Origin of the sequence: Actinomadura luteofluorescens (assembly GCF_013409365.1) — a bacterium.
Classification (GTDB): domain Bacteria; phylum Actinomycetota; class Actinomycetes; order Streptosporangiales; family Streptosporangiaceae; genus Spirillospora; species Spirillospora luteofluorescens.
Genome location: NZ_JACCBA010000001.1, coordinates 3,453,601 through 3,470,761, shown reverse-complemented (window position 1 = coordinate 3,470,761; position 17,161 = coordinate 3,453,601). Strand labels below are relative to the sequence as shown.

At 72.3% G+C, this 17,161-nt stretch carries 20 protein-coding genes; 12 read left to right on the top strand and 8 right to left on the bottom strand.

Features of this window, described 5'->3' with window-relative positions:
• The first annotated feature begins 50 nt into the window (after window positions 1-50).
• Window positions 51-347 (top strand): YiaA/YiaB family inner membrane protein, encoded by a 297-nt coding sequence (locus tag BJY14_RS16020; RefSeq protein WP_179844340.1) that lies wholly within the window; start codon window positions 51-53, stop codon window positions 345-347.
• A 16-nt stretch (window positions 348-363) separates the two neighbouring features.
• Here BJY14_RS16020 and BJY14_RS16015 read toward each other — a convergent pair whose 3' ends face one another.
• On the bottom strand, window positions 364-735 hold the full coding sequence (locus tag BJY14_RS16015; protein ID WP_179844339.1) for a DoxX family protein: 372 nt from the start codon (window positions 733-735) through the stop codon (window positions 364-366).
• Between the two features lie 175 nt (window positions 736-910).
• Here BJY14_RS16015 and BJY14_RS16010 point away from each other — a divergent pair, with 175 nt between their 5' ends.
• The 4 genes from BJY14_RS16010 (at window position 911) to BJY14_RS15995 (ending at window position 3,125) form a co-directional block, all read left to right on the top strand.
• Window positions 911-1,363 (top strand): helix-turn-helix domain-containing protein, encoded by a 453-nt coding sequence (locus tag BJY14_RS16010; RefSeq protein WP_246395941.1) that lies wholly within the window; start codon window positions 911-913, stop codon window positions 1,361-1,363.
• Window positions 1,360-1,815, top strand: coding sequence for a hypothetical protein (locus BJY14_RS16005; protein ID WP_179844337.1), 456 nt, complete (start codon window positions 1,360-1,362; stop codon window positions 1,813-1,815). Before BJY14_RS16010 ends, BJY14_RS16005 begins: the two co-directional genes overlap by 4 nt.
• A gap of 172 nt (window positions 1,816-1,987) precedes the next feature.
• Window positions 1,988-2,353 carry a DUF2516 family protein gene (locus BJY14_RS16000; RefSeq protein ID WP_218905412.1) on the top strand — a complete coding sequence of 122 codons (366 nt, stop codon included), beginning with the start codon at window positions 1,988-1,990 and terminating at the stop codon, window positions 2,351-2,353.
• A gap of 37 nt (window positions 2,354-2,390) precedes the next feature.
• Complete coding sequence (locus BJY14_RS15995; protein WP_179844336.1) at window positions 2,391-3,125, top strand: alanyl-tRNA editing protein; 735 nt, start codon at window positions 2,391-2,393, stop codon at window positions 3,123-3,125.
• Between the two features lie 21 nt (window positions 3,126-3,146).
• Here BJY14_RS15995 and BJY14_RS15990 read toward each other — a convergent pair whose 3' ends face one another.
• Both BJY14_RS15990 and BJY14_RS15985 read right to left on the bottom strand, forming a co-directional pair.
• On the bottom strand, window positions 3,147-5,162 hold the full coding sequence (locus tag BJY14_RS15990) for a hypothetical protein (protein ID WP_179844335.1): 2,016 nt from the start codon (window positions 5,160-5,162) through the stop codon (window positions 3,147-3,149).
• 122 nt (window positions 5,163-5,284) lie between these two features.
• Window positions 5,285-5,914 carry a TetR family transcriptional regulator gene (locus BJY14_RS15985; protein ID WP_179844334.1) on the bottom strand — a complete coding sequence of 210 codons (630 nt, stop codon included), beginning with the start codon at window positions 5,912-5,914 and terminating at the stop codon, window positions 5,285-5,287.
• Window positions 5,915-5,986: 72 nt separating this feature from the next.
• On the opposite strand from BJY14_RS15985, the gene BJY14_RS15980 reads away from it, so the two are divergent.
• Entirely contained in the window at window positions 5,987-8,296 is a 2,310-nt protein-coding gene (locus BJY14_RS15980) for an MMPL family transporter (protein WP_179844333.1), read from the top strand.
• Between the two features lie 17 nt (window positions 8,297-8,313).
• On the opposite strand, the gene BJY14_RS15975 is transcribed toward BJY14_RS15980, so the two are convergent.
• Window positions 8,314-8,703, bottom strand: coding sequence for a hypothetical protein (locus tag BJY14_RS15975; RefSeq protein ID WP_179844332.1), 390 nt, complete (start codon window positions 8,701-8,703; stop codon window positions 8,314-8,316).
• A complete protein-coding gene (locus tag BJY14_RS15970; protein WP_179844331.1) occupies window positions 8,700-8,939 on the bottom strand; it encodes a ribbon-helix-helix domain-containing protein in 240 nt (79 codons plus the stop codon). The genes BJY14_RS15975 and BJY14_RS15970 overlap by 4 nt, the downstream gene beginning before the upstream one ends.
• Before the next feature lie 161 nt (window positions 8,940-9,100).
• Between BJY14_RS15970 and BJY14_RS15965 the strand changes: the two genes are divergently transcribed.
• Together BJY14_RS15965 and bluB are read left to right on the top strand one after the other, a co-directional pair.
• The gene (locus BJY14_RS15965) at window positions 9,101-9,943 is read left to right on the top strand and encodes an SMP-30/gluconolactonase/LRE family protein (protein ID WP_179844330.1); all 843 of its coding nucleotides are present in this window, start codon (window positions 9,101-9,103) and stop codon (window positions 9,941-9,943) included.
• Between the two features lie 51 nt (window positions 9,944-9,994).
• Window positions 9,995-10,624 (top strand): 5,6-dimethylbenzimidazole synthase, encoded by a 630-nt coding sequence (bluB, locus tag BJY14_RS15960; protein ID WP_179844329.1) that lies wholly within the window; start codon window positions 9,995-9,997, stop codon window positions 10,622-10,624.
• Here bluB and BJY14_RS15955 read toward each other — a convergent pair.
• Window positions 10,518-11,705 (bottom strand): glycosyltransferase 87 family protein, encoded by a 1,188-nt coding sequence (locus BJY14_RS15955; protein ID WP_179844328.1) that lies wholly within the window; start codon window positions 11,703-11,705, stop codon window positions 10,518-10,520. The two genes, bluB and BJY14_RS15955, sit on opposite strands and share 107 nt — an antisense overlap.
• Before the next feature lie 134 nt (window positions 11,706-11,839).
• On the opposite strand from BJY14_RS15955, the gene BJY14_RS15950 reads away from it, so the two are divergent.
• Genes BJY14_RS15950 through BJY14_RS15935 form a run of 4 tightly spaced genes read left to right on the top strand, consistent with a single transcriptional unit; the run spans window position 11,840 to window position 14,968 of the window.
• The gene (locus BJY14_RS15950; RefSeq protein ID WP_179844327.1) at window positions 11,840-12,967 is read left to right on the top strand and encodes a sensor histidine kinase; all 1,128 of its coding nucleotides are present in this window, start codon (window positions 11,840-11,842) and stop codon (window positions 12,965-12,967) included.
• Window positions 12,964-13,641, top strand: coding sequence for a response regulator (locus tag BJY14_RS15945; RefSeq protein ID WP_179844326.1), 678 nt, complete (start codon window positions 12,964-12,966; stop codon window positions 13,639-13,641). Before BJY14_RS15950 ends, BJY14_RS15945 begins: the two co-directional genes overlap by 4 nt.
• A gap of 38 nt (window positions 13,642-13,679) precedes the next feature.
• Window positions 13,680-14,063: a BlaI/MecI/CopY family transcriptional regulator gene (locus BJY14_RS15940; RefSeq protein ID WP_179844325.1), complete on the top strand. Its 384-nt coding sequence runs from the start codon at window positions 13,680-13,682 to the stop codon at window positions 14,061-14,063.
• Window positions 14,060-14,968: a M56 family metallopeptidase gene (locus tag BJY14_RS15935; RefSeq protein ID WP_179844324.1), complete on the top strand. Its 909-nt coding sequence runs from the start codon at window positions 14,060-14,062 to the stop codon at window positions 14,966-14,968. Before BJY14_RS15940 ends, BJY14_RS15935 begins: the two co-directional genes overlap by 4 nt.
• 197 nt (window positions 14,969-15,165) lie before the next feature.
• Here BJY14_RS15935 and BJY14_RS15930 read toward each other — a convergent pair whose 3' ends face one another.
• On the bottom strand, window positions 15,166-15,633 hold the full coding sequence (locus BJY14_RS15930) for a TIGR03618 family F420-dependent PPOX class oxidoreductase (protein ID WP_179844323.1): 468 nt from the start codon (window positions 15,631-15,633) through the stop codon (window positions 15,166-15,168).
• A gap of 30 nt (window positions 15,634-15,663) precedes the next feature.
• The gene (locus BJY14_RS15925; protein ID WP_179844322.1) at window positions 15,664-17,118 is read right to left on the bottom strand and encodes an MFS transporter; all 1,455 of its coding nucleotides are present in this window, start codon (window positions 17,116-17,118) and stop codon (window positions 15,664-15,666) included.
• Window positions 17,119-17,161: the final 43 nt, after the last annotated feature.

The window sequence follows — 17,161 nt, the reverse complement described above, 5'->3', positions numbered from 1 at the left end:
TGAGTGCCGGTACTCAGGCCCGGGACGCTGGCGGGCCGCAGACTCGTCCCATGACGACCTCCAAACCGCCCGCGCAGGCCGGTTCCTCCGCGTTCTTCGTCCAGGCGGCGATCTCGTTCGCCGTCTCCAGCACCGCCGTCGCCGTCGGGGTGGCGTACCTGCCGGTCAGCGCGTGGGTCCGCGCGTTCCTGGCGCTCGGCCTGCTGTACGTGATCACGTCCACGTTCACGCTGGCCAAGTGCGTCCGCGACCGGCAGGAGACCCAGGCCATCAGCACCCGGGTCGACCAGGCCCGCCTCGACAAGCTGCTCGCCGAGCACGATCCGTACGCCGCCCCGTCCCTGTGACCCCGGCCCCGGCCCTTCACCAGGGGCCGAAGCGGCCCACCGCGACGAAGACCGCGAGCGCGAGGTAGACCAGGTTCAACGCCACGAACCTGCCCTCTCCGCGCCGGCCGTGCGTGACCATCGCGCCGACCATCAGCAGCACCCAGCAGACGGCCGTCACCGGCACCATGACCGGTGCTACGCCGACCGCGGCGGGCAGGATCAGGCCCGCGGCGGCGAGGAGTTCCAGGCCGCCGAGCGCTTTCACGAAGCCGTCCCCGGCGTCCCCGGTCCACTGCCCGCCGGGGGCCTCGGCCAGCTTGGCCGTGGGCACGAAGACCTTGGTGAAACCGCCGGTCAGTGCCACTGCCGCCAGCAGCCCCGCCCCGATCCACAGCGCTGTGTTCATGAGCTTCCTCCCAGGTGGACGAGTGGTTCGTCCGCAAGACACCGGCGCCGCGACCCGCGTGACTCCCGGGGTGCGTGACCTGCGCCACCTGGCATTTACGTCATGTGAGGCGATTCACCACAAAGTGCTAGCTATGGTGCTTGCAATAGCAAGCACCATGACGGAGAGTGGAGACATGGCGAGTTCGAAGGTCGGCTCCATCGGGGAGTACATCCGGGAGCAGCGGACGCGGGCGAAGATCTCGCTGCGCCAGCTGGCGGACGTGTCCGGGATCTCCAACCCGTACCTGAGCCAGATCGAACGCGGCCTGCGCAAGCCGAGCGCCGAGATCCTCGCGCAGATCGCCAAGGGGCTGCGGATCTCCGCCGAGGCGCTGTACGTGCAGGCCGGCATCCTGGAGGACCGCGAGGCCGACACCGATGTGCAGGCCGCCGTGCGGGCCGACCTCGTCCTGACGGAACGGCAGAAGCAGGTTCTGCTCGACATCTACGCGTCGTTCCTCAAGGAGAACGAAGCCAGCGGCGTCCTCGGCGCCGAGCCCGATGCGCCCGCCGAGACCGCCGAACCGGAACAGACCGGCCCTGAACAGGCCGGACCAGAGCACAAGGGAAAGGAAGAGGTCGGATGACGCTGGCCAGCAACCTCCGCGAGAACAAGGCCGTCTACGCCGTGGCCGGCGCCGGCGACTTCGCGGTGGAGAAGATCCGTGAGGTCCCCGAGCAGGTGACCAGGTACCAGGGCGAGGTCCGCGAGACCGTCGACCGCTACCGGGTGCAGGTCCGCGAGACCGCCGCCCGCTACCGCGGCGAGGTCTCCCGGTACCAGGAGCGCGTGGACGCCAGGGAACTGCCGGGCGCCGCCGTCGCGTACGCCACGCACTTCGGCACCCGCGCCTTCGAGTTCATCGACGAGCTCGCCGAGCGCGGCAAGAAGGTCGTGCACCGCGAGGCCTCCGAGGTCGCCGAGATCGCCGCGGCCGACCAGGCCGCGCCGAAGCAGGCGTCCAAGGCCCGCACCGCGCAGCGCCGGACGGCGCAGAGCCGGGCCACCGGGCAGTCCCGCTCCACCACGAAGAAGTAACGGCGTCGAGCGATCGGGCCCGGCCGGGAACACCCGGCCGGGCTCCGTCGTCCCTACAGGTGCCCGTTCCATCAGGCCGCACCGGTGGACGGTGCGCATAGGGTTGCGCTGAGGGAAGACCCGCGTGCGACGAGGAGTCGCCGTCCGAGACGAGCAGGAGCGCTGATCGCCGATGTCGGGCTTCAACGTGCTGGACTACTTCTTCTGGCTGCTGCTGATCATCGCGTTCGCGATGGAGGCCTGGGCGCTGGTGGACTCGCTGACCGTGCCCGTGAACGCCTACGCCGCCGCGAGCAAGCAGAGCAAGAAGCTGTGGATGATCATCCTGATCGTCGCCACCGTGGTCGGCGCCGCGTACGCGGTCGCGCCGGTGGCGCTCGGCGCCAGCCCCATCGCGCTGCTGCTCGGCATCCTCCCGGTCGCCGCGTTCATCGCCGCCGCCGTCTACCTGGCCGACGTCCGCCCGGCCGTCGGCCCGTACAAGAAGAACAACGGCGGCCGCGGCGGCTCCCGCCAGGGCCCCTACGGCCCCTGGTAACCCTGCGCCCTCGCGCCGGCGGCTCTAGGGTGACGGCATGAGCGCGGAGACCCTCGGACGCACCACACGACTGGAACTGGACGACCAGGCCCTCCGGGAATGGGAGGCCGTCGTCCTCGACGCGGGCCCGGACGGCATCGTCCTGGACCGGTCGGCCTTCTACCCGGGCGGCGGCGGCCAGCCCCCGGACCACGGCGTCCTGCTCTGGCAGGGCGTCCAGACTCGGATCGCCGGCGTCCGCAAGGGCGGCGACCTCGTGCTCGTTCCCGCCGAGGGCGACCCGCTCCCGCCCGCCGGCACCGTCGTGCGGGGCGCGGTCGAGAACGAGCGACGGACCGCCCTGATGCGCACCCACTCCGGCCTGCACCTGCTGTGCGGGGTCGTGTTCCGCGACTACGGCTGCCTCGTCACAGGCGGGAACATGGAGCCGCTGTCCGCGCGCATGGACTTCGACCTTCGCGAGGTCCCGCCCGGGTTCAAGCAGGCCGTCGAGGACGCCTGCAACGCCGAGGTCGACGCCGACCGGCGCATCGACGTCAGGACGCTGCCCCGCGCCGAGGCGTTCGAGATCCCCGACATCATCCGGACGGCCACGAACCTGGTGCCGCCGGAGGTGCGGGACGTCCGGATCGTCGACATCGTCGGGCTCGACACCCAGGCCGACGGCGGCACGCACGTCGGCTCCACCAAGCAGATCGGCCGCATCACCGTCGCCAAGGTCGAGAACAAGGGCCGCGGTTTCCGCCGCCTCCGCATCAAAATCAGCGACTGACCATGACCGACGCGAGCCGCCCTACGCGGGTGGGGTGGGTGGTTGCTTCTGGGCGTGGTGCCAGGCTTGGGTGAAGCGGTCGGGGAGTGGGCGCCAGATGAACGGGGTGTGAGTGTCCTCCGCTTCGGCCGCGGTCTTCAGGTCGGTCTTCCATGTTTCCTGGGGCGGTGGGCCCTGGGTCCACAGGCCGGGGAGGAAGATCTTGCGTCCGGCGCCCCGGTGCTCGTGCCGCATCACCAGGTCGCGGGCCACCAGGGGGTCGGCGGCCTTGCGGAGGCGGGCCGGGGTCCAGCGGTTCCACGTGCGCACGTTGCGGTCCGTCGGGTCGGCGAGGGTCAGCAGCTGGAGGTAGAGCGCGGCGGAGTCCGGCGGGACGTCCAGCCGCCCGGCCACCTCCTCCACCAGGGACGGCGCCGACGCCGACGGGTCGGCCTCGTAGGCCCCCTCCGGTAGTGCGCCGGAGCGGATGCGGTGCGCCATGGCCTCGGCGCCCTTCCCGCGGAGCAGGCGCACGCGTTCGAAGGCGTGCCTGCTGTCGCGGGACGCGTCCACCACCTCGGCCAGGCGCTCGGTTCGGGCGTCCACGCCGTAGGCGGAGGGGCGGAAGAACAGGCTCGCGAGCCGCTGGTGTTCGACGAGTGAGGCGACCGTGAGGCCGTCGTCGACGTAGTCGACGGTGAGTTCGCTGGGGCCGCGGTAGGGGACGGTCCCGAACCTGTCGGTGATCGCGTCCAGCCCCTGCGTCCCGACGTCGAAGAGGCAGGCCGGCAGCAGCAGGCCGGGGTGCGCCAGCCGTCGCAGCAGCAGGTCGTAGGCCGCGGGTGCGCCCTCCCGGACCGGGTCACCGGCGGGAAGCTCCTCGTAGGACCAGCGGAGCCCGAGCAAGACGGCTTCGATCAGATTCCGGAGCTGGAGCGTCTCGGCGGCCGGAACGCACTTCTGGTTCTTGTACCTGGGGGTGTCGTCGGACTCCAGCCAGGAGTCCAGGTCCTTGGTGAGCAGCGGGACGGCACCGGGATCGGCCAGCCATTCGCACAGCTGGGCGCCGGTGACGTTCGGGGCCACCTTCTCGGCCGCCTGGATGGTGCTGAGGGGGGCGACCGCCTTCGTGCCGAATCGCTGCTGCCACGCCTGGGCGAGACGTAGCGCGACCTCACTGAGGCCGCCGGGCGCCCACAGCTTCTCGGGGTCCTGCGGGAGAACGTCTGCGAGGAGTTCGAGCCGGTCCTCGTCGGTGTGTCCTTCCATGTCGCGGAACCAGGCGTCTTCGAGGTCGCCGAGCGTCACCTTGAGGGTCTTGCGCGCCTGCGGGGTCGGCTTGCCGCCCCTGGCGTTGGGGTGTCCGAGAAATCCGCACAGCGCCACACTCGCGGTGGCACGGGACAAGCCGGTCTTCCCGGCCAGCAGGTCCACGGCCTTGCGATCCCAGGGCGCCGGGCCCTTGGCGCGGACCAGTGCGATCAGCCGGGTGAGCTGATCGGCGGTACCCCAGCCAAGGGGCGCGTCCGTGACGCCCACGACCCTGCCGAGAGCGGGCGGGTCGCCCTGCCCGAACGCGCGGTCGAGGAAGGACAGCTCCGGATTCTTGCGGGCGACCCATTCCGCGTCGGCGCCCCCGATCGCGACGGCCGCCCCGTGCTCGTCCCGCGCGGCGGTGACGCTCGCGGCCACGCGTCCCCTGCGCAGCCGGACGGCCGGATCCGCCATGGGCGTGCCCGACCAGAGCTCCAGAAGGGCCAGCAGCGTCTCCCGATGCTGATCGGCGGTGGCGGGCGAGACGGCCCGCAGCGCCACGGCCCCGATCCGTCCGACCAGCGGCGCCCACGGACAGGCGTCGGACGTCTGCGCGGCCGCGGCGGACGCGGGGTCCAGCGCTCCGGCCAGGAACCGGCCGGCCATGTCGATGTGGGCGAGGGTGCTCCCGGACAGTCTGCCGAAGCCGGATCTCGTCACGAGTTGGCCCAGCACGATCTCCACGTTGTGCTCATGCTCGGAGAGTCGCGCGCGGTCGTCCGTCTGTCCTGTCTCGTCTGCCACAGCCGCAGTTCTACATCCCGCCGGGGACATTTACCGATCTTTCGCCCCATCCGGTCGGCCGGACGCGGGGGCTGAGCCGGGCACCGGACGGCGGGCGCCTCCGCCGGCCGGTGCCCGGCGGTTCAGGGGGAGGGACGCGACAGCGCGTCCACCGAGACGAGGCCGTGCTCGACCAGGTCCACGGCGCGGTCGAGGGCGGTGCGCATCGACAGGGGGTCGTAGCCCTCGCGGCGGCAGTGCGCGACGACCGCCTGCATGCCGCCGACCGCGATGCCCGCCGCGGCCACCGCGTCGATCTCGGAGATGCCGGGGCACAGCTCGCGCAGCAGCGCCTCGATCGCGTCCTGGGCGTCGGTCATGCGCTGCAGCGCCCGGGCGCGCAGGGCGGGACGCTCCAGGATGAGGGCGACCTGGACGGGGCCGTAGTCGCGGTGCTCCGCCGCGATCGCCTCCAGGACGGCCACGATGCTGCGCCGGATCGTCTCCATGGGGGACTCGCCGGGGGTGCGGCGCAGTCGCTCGGCGACCTCGGCGAGCCGGTCGTCGATCTCGGCGAAGATCACGTCTTCCTTGGAGGGGAAGTAGCTGAAGAACGTGCGGGGCGAGACGTCGGCGGCGGCCGCGATGTCGGCGATCGTCGTCTCCTCGTAGCCGCGCTCGGCGAACAGGCGCAGCGCTGCCGTCGCGATGGCCTGCCGCGTGCGCATCTTCTTGCGCTCACGCAGCCCCGGCCGGCCGGCGTCCTCCTCCATGTGACGGACATTACCATGGCTGCAAAGTTGCATCTGTTGCAAAACTGCATGCGGTGGGTGTTTTCTGCGGGCATGGCGCGATTCCTGGAGGCACTCGGGCGGCTCTGCGTGCGACGGCGCCGCGCGGTGTTCGAGCTCTGGGTCGCCGTGATGCTCGGCGCCGGCGTCCTCGGGCTGATGCACGGGGGCATGTTCGTCCAGCAGAGCACGCTGCCCGGCACCGAGACCCAGCGCGCCCTCGACACGCTCGGGCAGGACTTCCCGGCGATGACCGGGCCGACGGCGACCGTGGTGTTCCACGAGACGCGCCAGGCCGGTCCCGCCGACTGGAGGGTCGCGCTCACCGTCGGCCAGTCGATCGAGAACATCTCCAAGCTCGACCGGGTCGCGTTCGTCGAGAACCCGTACGCGCAGGGGATGGGCGGCCTGAAGGACGATGCCGCCGTCGTCGTCCGGCTCAACTTCACCGGCACGATGAGCGACGTCGGCCACGACGACCTCGACGCGCTGAACCGGGCCGTGGAGCCCGCGCGGATGGCCGGGCTGGAGGTGAAGTTCGGCGGGATCGTCGCGATGATCCTCAACCAGCCGAAGGGCGGGCCGCAGGAGGGCGTCGGGATCCTGCTGGCGATGCTCGTCCTGCTGCTGGCGTTCGGCTCGTTCCTCGCCGCGGGCATCCCGATCGTCGTGTCGCTGTGCGGGATGGTGGTGGCGTACTCGCTGATCCACTTCCTCGCGTCGATGTTCCAGATCGCGCCGACCGCGCCGATGGTCGCCGCGATGCTCGGCATCGGCGCCGGGATCGACTACGCCCTGTTCATCGTCACGCGCTACCGGCAGCAACTCGCCGAGGGCGACGACGTCGAGACCGCGGTCGGGCGCGCGATGGCGCACTCGGGCCACGCGGTCGTGTTCGCCGGCGGCACCGTCGTGTTCGCGATCTGCGGGCTGTTCCTGTCCGGGATCGCCTTCATCGGACGCATCGGGATCGCCGCCGCGCTGGCCGTCGCCATCATGGTCGCCGCCGCGCTGACCCTGCTGCCGGCGATCCTCGGCGCCCTCGGCCCGCGCATCGACCGCTACCGCCTGCCCCGGGTGCGCCCGGACCGCGCCTCCGCCCGCTGGACGGCCTGGGGACGCCACGTCGACCGCCACGCCTGGCCGTACGCGATCGTCGCGACGCTCGTCCTGCTGACGCTGTCCGTCCCGACGCTCAGCCTGCGGTTCGGGGTGATGGCCGACAGCATGTCGTCGCCGAAGATGGAGGCGCGGCAGGCCTACGACATCGTCGCCGAGGAGTTCGGCGCGGGCCATTACAGCCCGTTCATCGTGGTCGCGAAGGTGCCGGGCGAGGAGAAGCGCGCCAAGCCGAAGCGCGTGGTCCCGACCGTCAGGGGACGCGGGGGGCTGTCCGGACTGACGGGCCCGGCGGCCGCCGGGCCGAGCCCGTCGCCGGAGCCGGCCCGTCCCAAGGGCGCGCCGGACATGAGCAAGAAGCCCGACAAGCGTGCGGTCCTGCTCGGACAGGAACTCCAGCGGAAGCTCTCCGAGGTGCCCGGCGTGGTGTTCGCCGGGGAGCCCATCGTGACCGGGACGACGGCGATCGTGCAGGTCGTCCCGCGGGACGCGCCGCACGCCGCGTCCACCACCGACCTCGTCCACCGCCTGCGGAACGTGGAGATCCGCGACGTGCGGGAGGCCCATCCCGGCACCCGGATCTACCTCGGCGGGGAGAACCCGGCGATCATCGACATCGCCGCCACGGTCGGGGACCGCATGCCGACCGTGGTCGTCGCGGTGGTGGGCGTCGCCGTCCTGCTGCTGGTGGTCGCGTTCCGGTCGGTGATCGTCCCGCTGAAGGCCGCGCTGATGAACCTGCTGTCGATCGGGGCCTCGTTCGGCGTCGTCACGGCCGTCTTCCAGTGGGGCTGGGGCGCCCGGCTGCTCGGCGTCGACCAGGCCATCCCGATCATGTCGTTCATCCCGCTGTTCATGTTCGCCCTGATCTTCGGGCTGTCCATGGACTACGAGGTCTTCCTGCTGTCGCGGATCAAGGAGGAGTACGACCGGACGGGCGATCCGCACGAGTCGGTCGTGACCGGCATCGGGGCCACCGCCCGGCTCATCACCTCGGCCGCGCTCATCATGATCTTCGTGTTCGCCAGCTTCGTCCCGCAGCCGGACCCGATGGTGAAGATGATGGCCCTGGGGCTGGCGGTCGCCGTCGCCATGGACGCGACGATCGTGCGCCTCATGCTCGTCCCGGCGCTGATGAGCCTGCTCGGCCACGCCAACTGGTGGTGGCCGGGCCGCTCCCGCCCGGCCGCGCCGCCGCCCCCGGGTCCCGTCCCCGAGCAGCTGGAACTGGAGCTCACGACCTGACCTCGGTCAGGGACCCGTCAGGGGATCTGCTCCACGCGGACGCCCGGCACGGACGTGTAGAGGCCGGGGTCGGCGGTGACCAGCGGCCAGCGGCGCCACCGGGCGGACCAGGCGGCCTGGGCGGCGTCCATGCCGAGGTTCGGGATCGTCGTGACGAGCAGGCCGGTCTGCTGGGCGATCACGTCGTCGAGGTCGTCGACGTGCACGACCTGCATGCCGGGCAGGCGCTCCAGCACGGCGCGGCCGTGGTCGGGGACGAGCTGCCAGGCGCGGGCCAGCGACGTCGCGGGGATGACGATGGTGGCGTGCTGGGCGATGGACGCCCGGAGCCGGGCGCGGACGTAGACGGTCTTGCCGGTCGCGAGGTCCAGGAGTGCGGTCGCGTCGAAGACGTGACCGGTGATCACGCGACGTCCCGGCGGGACGAGGGGCCGCCCTCGACCAGCCGGTCGACCATGGCCTGCTCGTCGGGGCTCGGAGGCCCGAACAGGTCGTCGAGCTGGGACGCGTCCCGCAGGTAGGCCAGTTTCAGCCGCGCGCCGTCCGCGAGGAATCCCGACACCGAGGCGATCTTCTTGTCCTCGGCGAGCCCCTGGAGCGTGGCGGCCAGCTCGTCGGGCAGCGTGATGTTGAGTCTCGCCATGGGGCACACGATACACACTCCGATCCCCTCCAGTGTGTACTCGGGGCGTCTCGGCCTTCGCGGGACGCAGGTCGGGAGATTCGGCGGTGAAGTGTCGATCTGGCCGAAGTCCGTTCGTGTAGAGGGCGGAACACAGGTGCCCGAAGAGGACGGTGAGGAAGATGGACGAAGTACGGACGCTGCTCGACGGCCGTGGACTGGTCGAGTCGCCGCGCTGGCACGGCGACCGGTTGTACTTCTCGGACTGGTCCGCGGGCGAGGTCGTCGCGGTCGGGCCGGACGGTGCGGACGAGGTGGTGGCGCGGGTCGCGTCGCTCCCGCTGTGCACGGCGTGGCTCCCGGACGGCCGGATGGTGATCGTCTCGTCGCCGGACGGGCGGTTGCTGCGCCGGGAACCGGACGGATCCCTGGTCACCCACGCCGACCTCGGCAGGCCGGGCTGGAACGACGTCGTCGCCGACGGGCGCGGCAACGTCTACGTCAACCGTGCCGGCTTCGACCCGATGGCGGGCGAGGAGTTCGCGCCCGGGGCGGTCGCCCTGGTGCGGCCGGACGGTTCAGTCCGTGAGGTGGCGGACGGGATCGCGTTCCCCAACGGCATGGCGGTGACGCCCGGCGACTCCACGCTGATCGTCGCGGACTCCTACGGCGGCTGCCTGGTGGCCTTCGACATCGGGGCGGACGGGGAGCTGTCCGGCCGCCGGACCTGGGCGGAGCTCGGCGACGGCGTCCCGGACGGCATCTGCGTGGACGCCGAGGGCGCCGTCTGGTACGCCGACGTCCCCAACCGGCGGTGCGTGCGCGTCGCGGAGGGCGGCGAGGTGCTGCGCGTGGTCGACCTCGACCGCGGGGGCTTCGCCTGCGTCCTGGGCGGGCCGGACGGCACCACGCTGTTCGTCACGGCCGCCGAATGGCGCGGCATGACCGAGGCCGAGCCGGTGACGCCGGGCAGCGGCCGCGTCCTCGCGGTCGAGGTCGACGTACCGGGCGCCGGACGGCCGTGACGGCCACGCCGGGGGCCGGCCCGGTCCCCGGCGTGGGCAGAATCGCCTGCCATGGACATCTACGACGCCATCCACCGCCGACGCGACGTGCGCGGCGAGTTCACCGGTGCGCCCATCCCCCGGGACGTCCTCGACCGGGTCCTGGAGGCCGCGCACGCCGCGCCGAGCGTCGGGCTGTCCCAGCCGTGGGACTTCGTGCTCGTCAGTGATCCCGGGATCCGGCGGGCCTTCCACGGGCACGTCCAGTCCGAGCGCGCCGCCTTCGCCGCCACGCTGACGGGCGCCGCAGCCGAGCGCTTCGCCCGGATCAAGATCGACGGGATCCTGGAGTCCAGCCTGTCGGTCGTGGTGACCTACGATCCCGAGCGCGGCGGACCGGCGGTGCTCGGCCGGCACGCGATCGCCAACGCGGGGCTGTACTCGGTGTGCCTGGCCATCCAGAACCTGTGGCTCGCCGCCACCGCCGAGGGCCTCGGCGTCGGATGGGTGTCGTTCTACCGGGAGCCGCACCTGCGCGACCTGCTCGGCATCCCGGAGACGATCCGCCCGGTCGCCTGGCTCTGCCTCGGCCCCGTCACCCACCTGGAACAGGTTCCCGATCTCGAACGGCATGGCTGGCGGCGGCGCAGGGCGCTGGACGCGGCCGTCCATCACGATCGCTGGAAGGAACCGGCGGGCTGACCCGGAGGCGGATCGCCGTGTACGCCAGGAAGGACAGCCCCGCCAGCAGGTAGCAGTTGGCGAGCGGGGTCAGGAGGACGTGGAAACCGTACTCGCGTGGGTCACCGTTGTGGGGCGTCCACCAAGGGGGCGAGACGGCGAACAGGATGTAGGCGGCCAGAGCGCTCTTCCGATGGCCGTTGCGGAGGAGCACCGCCAGCGCCGGGACGATCCACACCCAGTGGTGCGCCCAGGAGATCGGGGAGACGAGCAGGCCCGTCGCGCCGGTGACCGCCGTCGCGCTCAGCCAGTCGCCCCGCCTCGCCCAGAGGGCGGCGACCGCGAGTCCGCAGACGCCGACGGTCAGCGGGACGGTCGCATACCAATCGCCGACCTCGGCCGTTCCCCGCAATATGCGGGTCAGCGCGCCATAGGGCGATTGGTTGCTGATGTAGGCGACGCCTACACGTGAGGTGTCGTAGAAGGTGTTCGTCCAATACTCGCGGGATGCTTCCGGGGCGATGGCGTAGGCAAGGAAAGTGCAGACGGCGAAGGTGGCGGTTGCGGTCACGGCGTCCTTCGTGCGCCTGCTCAGCAGAAGCAGGACGACGAAGACGGCCGGCGTCAGTTTGATCGCGGTCGCTATGCCGACGCCGATTCCGGCCGGACGGCCGCGTGCGACGCGATGAAGGTCGGCGAGGACCAGGCCGAGCAGGATGAGGTTGACCTGCCCGAGGAAGAACGACTGCCAGACCGGTTGCAGGAGCAGGCCCGCCGCCACCGCGACCACGAGGGGAATCCAGCGACCGGCCATTCTCACCGTCAGCGCGCACGCCCATGCGAAGGCCGCCAGCGAGGACAGTTGCCACAGCATGCGGGCGAGGAGGAGCGGCAGGGCGGCAAGAGGAGCGAACAGGGCGGCCATGAAAGGCGTGTTGGTGAAATAGTGCCCGGCGAGCTGTTCCCGGTAGAGGTGCGAGCCGTCCGTCATGACATGCCCGCCCAGCCAGTAGATGCGGAAATCCAGCGAGTCATAGGCGGCGGAGAAGACGACGATTCCGAGGACTTCGACGGCCAGAACGAAAGGTGCCCAGCGTTTCACGCGGGCAACGCTTCCGGTGGAGGCGCCCGCCGCGCATCGGGCCGCAGGACACATTGGCGAAAGGCGCTTGTAGCCCGCGGGATTACGCCTCCGGGCCAATGTGCCGGGACGGGGCCGGCGGTTACGATCGCCGCATGTCAGCCCTGTCGATGCGCCGCGTGGGCCGCGGCACGGGGACGGTACTCGCCTGGTGCGGCGCCGCCGTGTACCCGGCGGTCCTGTTCCTCACGTTCTCGCATGGGAGGTCCGCCCTCCACCAGTTGGAGATCCCCGCCTCGGCCGGGCTCACGGTCCTCCTGCTCCTGCTGCTGCGGCGGCGGGCGCTGACCGCCCACGCGATCCTGCTCCTCGCCTGGAGCTTCGCCCTGCTGTCCCTGCCGGCCGGAGGGGTCGCCGGCCTGCTGGTCCTCGTCACCGACGTCTCGTCCGGCTACATCGCGGCGACCCGCACGCGGAGGGTCTCCGTCCCCGTCGCGGTCACGACGTGCCTCCTCCAGGCCGCGGCCGTCGCCGCGTCCCTGCACGCCGACGAGTTCCTGCTGATGACGGTCCTGCTGGCGGCGGTGGTCACGTACATGGCGGGGAACGCGGTCAGGACGCGGAGCGCGCACGCCGAGGCGATGCGGGAGCAGGCCACCGCCCAGGCCGTCGCCGCCGAGCGGCTCCGGATCGCGCGGGAGCTGCACGACATGGTCGCCCACAGCATCGGGATCATCGCGATCCAGGCGGGCGTGGGCGGGCGGGTCATCGACACCCAGCCCGCCGAGGCCCGCAACGCGCTCGACGCCATCGAGGCCACCAGCCGCGACACGCTGTCCGGGCTGCGCAGGATGCTCACCGCGCTCCGCAGGGACGACCCCGGCGCGGCGCCGCTCGGGCCCGCCCCCGGCCTCGGCGACCTCGGCCGCCTCGCCGAGGCCACGAGGGACGCGGGCATCGCGGTCGACCTCCGGACGGCGGGCGAGCCGAGGCCGCTGCCGCCGGACGTCGACCTGTCCGCCTACCGGATCGTCCAGGAGGCGGTCACGAACGTCGTCCGGCACGCGGGCACCGATCGCTGCCGGGTGACGATCGGCTACGGCGACGGGGAACTGGCCGTCGAGATCGAGGACGACGGGCACGGCGGAGTGGTCGGCGCCGGATACGGACTCGCCGGGATGCGGGAGCGGGTCGCCCTGCTGCGCGGCGAGTTCGCCGCGGGCCCGCGTCCCGGCGGGGGGTTCCGTGTGGCGGCGCGGTTCCCGGCGCCGGCGGCGGCATGACGATCCGCGTCCTGCTGGCCGACGACCAGCCGCTGATCCGCGCCGGGCTGCGCGTCCTGATCGCCGACACCCCCGGCATGGAGGTCGCGGGCGAGGCCGGGACCGGGGCCGAGGCGGTCGGGCTCGTGGCGGAGACCGCGCCGGACGTGGTCGTGATGGACATCCGCATGCCCGACATGGACGGCATCGAGGCCACCCGCCGCATCCGCGCCGCGGGGCCCGGCACCGCCCGCGTGCTGATGCTGACCACGTTCGACGACGACGACTACGTCTACGGCTCGCTCCGTGCGGGCGCCAGCGGGTTCCTCGTCAAGGACATGGCGCTGGAGGAGATCCTCGCGGCGATCCGCGTCGTCGCCGGCGGGGACGCGCTGATCGCGCCGGGCGTCACCCGGCGGCTGATCGAGGAGTTCGCGGCGCGCCCGCGACCGGCCGCGGGGCCGCCCCGGCGGATGGAGGGCGTCACCGAGCGCGAGCGGGAGGTGCTGACCCTCGTCGGGCTCGGCCTGTCCAACCAGGAGATCGCCGGGGAACTGGTCATCAGCGTGGCCACCGCGAAGGCGCACGTCGCGCGGCTGCTCGCCAAGCTCGGCGCCCGCGACCGCGTCCAGCTCGTCATCACCGCCTACGAGTTCGGCCTGGTCGCGCCCCCTACGGGCGGTAGTACTACCTGACGTGGTCAGTCACGCGGGCGTCGGATAATCTGGGGTGCGTGAAGGGTCTGGGAGAGCTTGAACGCACGGTCATGGAGGTCCTGTGGGCGCGGGAGGAAGCCGGGCACCCGGCGGCCACCGCGCGGGACGTGAGCCGTGCCCTCGCCGACGACCGGGACCTCGCGCACACCACGGTCATGACCGTCCTCGACAGGCTCGCGAAGAAGGGCTTCCTGGAACGCGAGCGCGACGGGCGCGCCTGGCGCTACCACCCGGTGGCGAGCCGCGAGATGTACGTCACCGAGCTCATGCTCGGGGCCCTGAACGAGACCGGTGACCGCGACGCGGCGCTCGCGCACTTCGTCCGCTCCGTGTCGCGGGGCGAGATCGACGTGATCCGTGAGGCCCTCGCGGGCCTCACCGGCAAGGAACCTCCGGCATGACCGGCACCGCCCTGCTCGCATTGATCTCACTGGGGACCGTCGGCGGGGCGCACCTGCTGTCCCGGGCCCGGTGGACGTGGCGCACGCCCCGGATCGGGATCGCGCTCTGGCAGGCCCTCGGGCTGTGCTGGGGCGTCGCCACGATCGGCGCCCTGCTCGGGCTCGCCCTCCTGCCGTACCGCAAGGGCGTCCTCGGCGGGCTGCCCGGCCTGTACGACGACCAGGCGGCCCGGCTCAACCCGGGGCAGGTCGCGGCCCTGCTCGCCGCGATCAGCCTGACCGGCGTGCTGCTGGTCATGCTGATGTTCGCGGTGCTGCGGGTCGTGCGGGCCCGGCGGCGGCACCGGGCCCTGCTCGCGCTGGTGTCGCGCCGCGACTCCTCGGTGCCCGGCACCCTCGTCCTGGACCACCCCGGCGCCGCCGCGTACTGCGTGCCGGGCGTCCGCTCGTCCAAGGTCGTCGTCAGCGCCGGGACGCTGGAGCTGCTCGACCGCGGCGAGCTGGCCGCGGTGCTCGCCCACGAGCGCGCCCACGCCCGCGAGCGCCACGACCTGGTGCTGCTGCCGTTCGCGTCGCTGCGCCAGGTGTTCCCGCAGTTCCGGCTGGTCGGACGGTGCCTGGACGCGGTGGAGCTGCTGATCGAGATGGCCGCCGACGACCGGGCCCGGCACGGCCGGCCGCCGCGCGAGCTGGCGACCGCGCTGCTGCGCTTCGCAGCCGCCCGCCCGGCCGCCGCTCCGTCCGGCACGCTCGGCGTCGCCTCGCACAGCGACATCCCGGTGATGGCGCGGGTGAACCGGCTGCTGGAGCCGGAGCCGCTGCCCCGCAGGGTCCGCCTCGCCGCGTCGGTCGCCGTCCCGGTCATCGCCGTCCTCCCGCTGCTGCTCTTGGTCCTGCCTCACTAGTTTTTTTGCAGTCCCGGCCCACTTCGCTCGCCTGGCGGCTCGCTACGTGACCGTGCCTGGGCGAACGCGGCATCGCTTCGCGATCTGCCCGGTTTCGCTCGCCTTCGGCTTCGCTCCACCGGGCAGGTCACGCGTTCGCGCGTGGCCGAGGCCATTTCGCAGCACGCCCTGACCCTCCGGCGGCGGCCGCCGTGCCGCTAGTCGGCGAGGACCGTGCCGTAGAGGCGGTCGACGCGCAGGCGGATCACCAGCCGCCGGTCCTTCACCATCTGCTCCAGGAACGCCCGCTCGTCCGCCGGGTCCTCGAAGCCCGGCGTCATCGCGAGCAGCTCGCGCCCGGTCGCGTCGCCGGGCTCCTCGCTGACGGGGGACAGCTCGGCGGAGCCCTCGGCGACCGCGAACGACAGGTTCCCGGGGCCGGACGCGTGCAGCGCGGCGCGGGGGTCGCGCAGGAGCTGCTTCACCTTCGCCCGCCCGTCCGTCGTGGAGATCCGGACCACGCGCTCGTCCGGATCCCACGTGTAGACGACCGTGGAGACGTGCGGGTGGCCGCTCTTCCTGTTCGTGGCGAGGACGCCGAACTGCTGCTCGCCGAGGAGGCGGGACAGGTCGTCGTCGCCGATGGGCTTGGGGCCGGGTCCCTGTCCGGGGCCGTACTCGGTCATCGTGGTCTCCCTCGAGGTGGTGGGGCGGATTCAGACGGCGGTGGGGACGGACTCGACGGGCGCGGCGCCCGCCACGGGCGCCGGGCGGCGCAGGACGAGCAGCGACACCGCGAGCGCGGCGACCAGCAACCCGGCCGAGACGGTGAACGCCAGGTGGTAGCCGCCGGTGAGGGCGGCGGCGGTGTCCCGCCCGTCCGCCCGCAGGGACTCGACGCGGGACGCGGCGAGCGTGGTCATGACCGCGACGCCGAGCGCCATCCCGACCTGCTGGACGGTGTTGAACAGGCCGGACGCCAGCCCGGCGTCCTCGGGGCGGGCGCTGGACATGCCGAGCCCGGTCAGCGAAGGCAGCACGAGCCCGCCACCGGCGATCAGCACGAACACGGGGAGCAGGTCGGTGACGTAGTTCGCGTCGACCGGGACGGTCGTGAGCCAGGCCATCGCGCCGATCAGCAGGACGAGCCCGGCGACCAGGACGAACCGCTCGCCGAAGCGGTTGGAGAGCCGCGCGGACACCAGCAGCGACACGGCGCCGATCGACACGGCCGCGGGGAGCATCGCGAGCCCGGTGCCGAGCGCGCTGTAGCCGAGCACCTGCTGCATGAAGAGGGCGACGATCACCTGGAAGGAGAACATCGCCGACAGGGTCAGCAACTGGACGAGGTAGGCGCCGGAGACGTTGCGGGAGCGCAGGATCCGCAGCGGCATCAGCGGCGTCGCGGCGCGGGCCTGGCGGACGGCGAACCCCGCGAGCAGCAGCACCGACACGGCGCCGAGGCCCAGCGTGTGCCCCGACAGCCATCCGTACCGCTCGACCTTGACGACCGTGTAGATGCCGAGCATCAGCCCGGAGGTGACCAGCACCGCGCCCGCGATGTCGGCGCCGGCCGACAGCCCGATGCCCCGGTCGCGGGGGAGCGCGGGGAGGGCGAGCAGCATCACGGCGAGGCCGATCGGCAGGTTGATCAGGAAGATCCAGTGCCAGCTCAGCGCGTCGGTGAGCACGCCGCCGAGCACCTGCCCGATGGACGCGCCCGCCGCGCCGGTGAAGCTGAACACCCCGATCGCCCTGGTCCGCTCGCGGGGGTCGGTGAACAGCGTCACGATGATGCCGAGCACGACGGCGGAGGACAGGGCGCTGCCGACGCCCTGCAGGAACCGGGCGGCGATCAGCAGGCCGGACGTGGTGGCGGCGCCCGCCAGCACCGACGCCGCCGTGAAGACGGCGTTGCCGGCGAGGAACAGCGTCCGGCGGCCGACGAGGTCGCCGAGCCTTCCGGCGAGGAGCAGCAGTCCGCCGAGGGGGATCAGGTAGGCGTTCATGATCCAGCTGAGCCCGGCGGGGGTGAAGCCGAGGTCGTCCTGGATGGCGGGGGCCGCGACCGTGACGATGCTGCCGTCGAGGATCGTCATCAGCATCGTGGCCGACAGCACGCCGAGCGCCGCCCATCGGGAGCGGAGCGGGGAGAGCGAGGGGGAGGGCATTGGTCATCTCCTGTCGGGAAGGACAAGAGAGACCGTAGCAGAT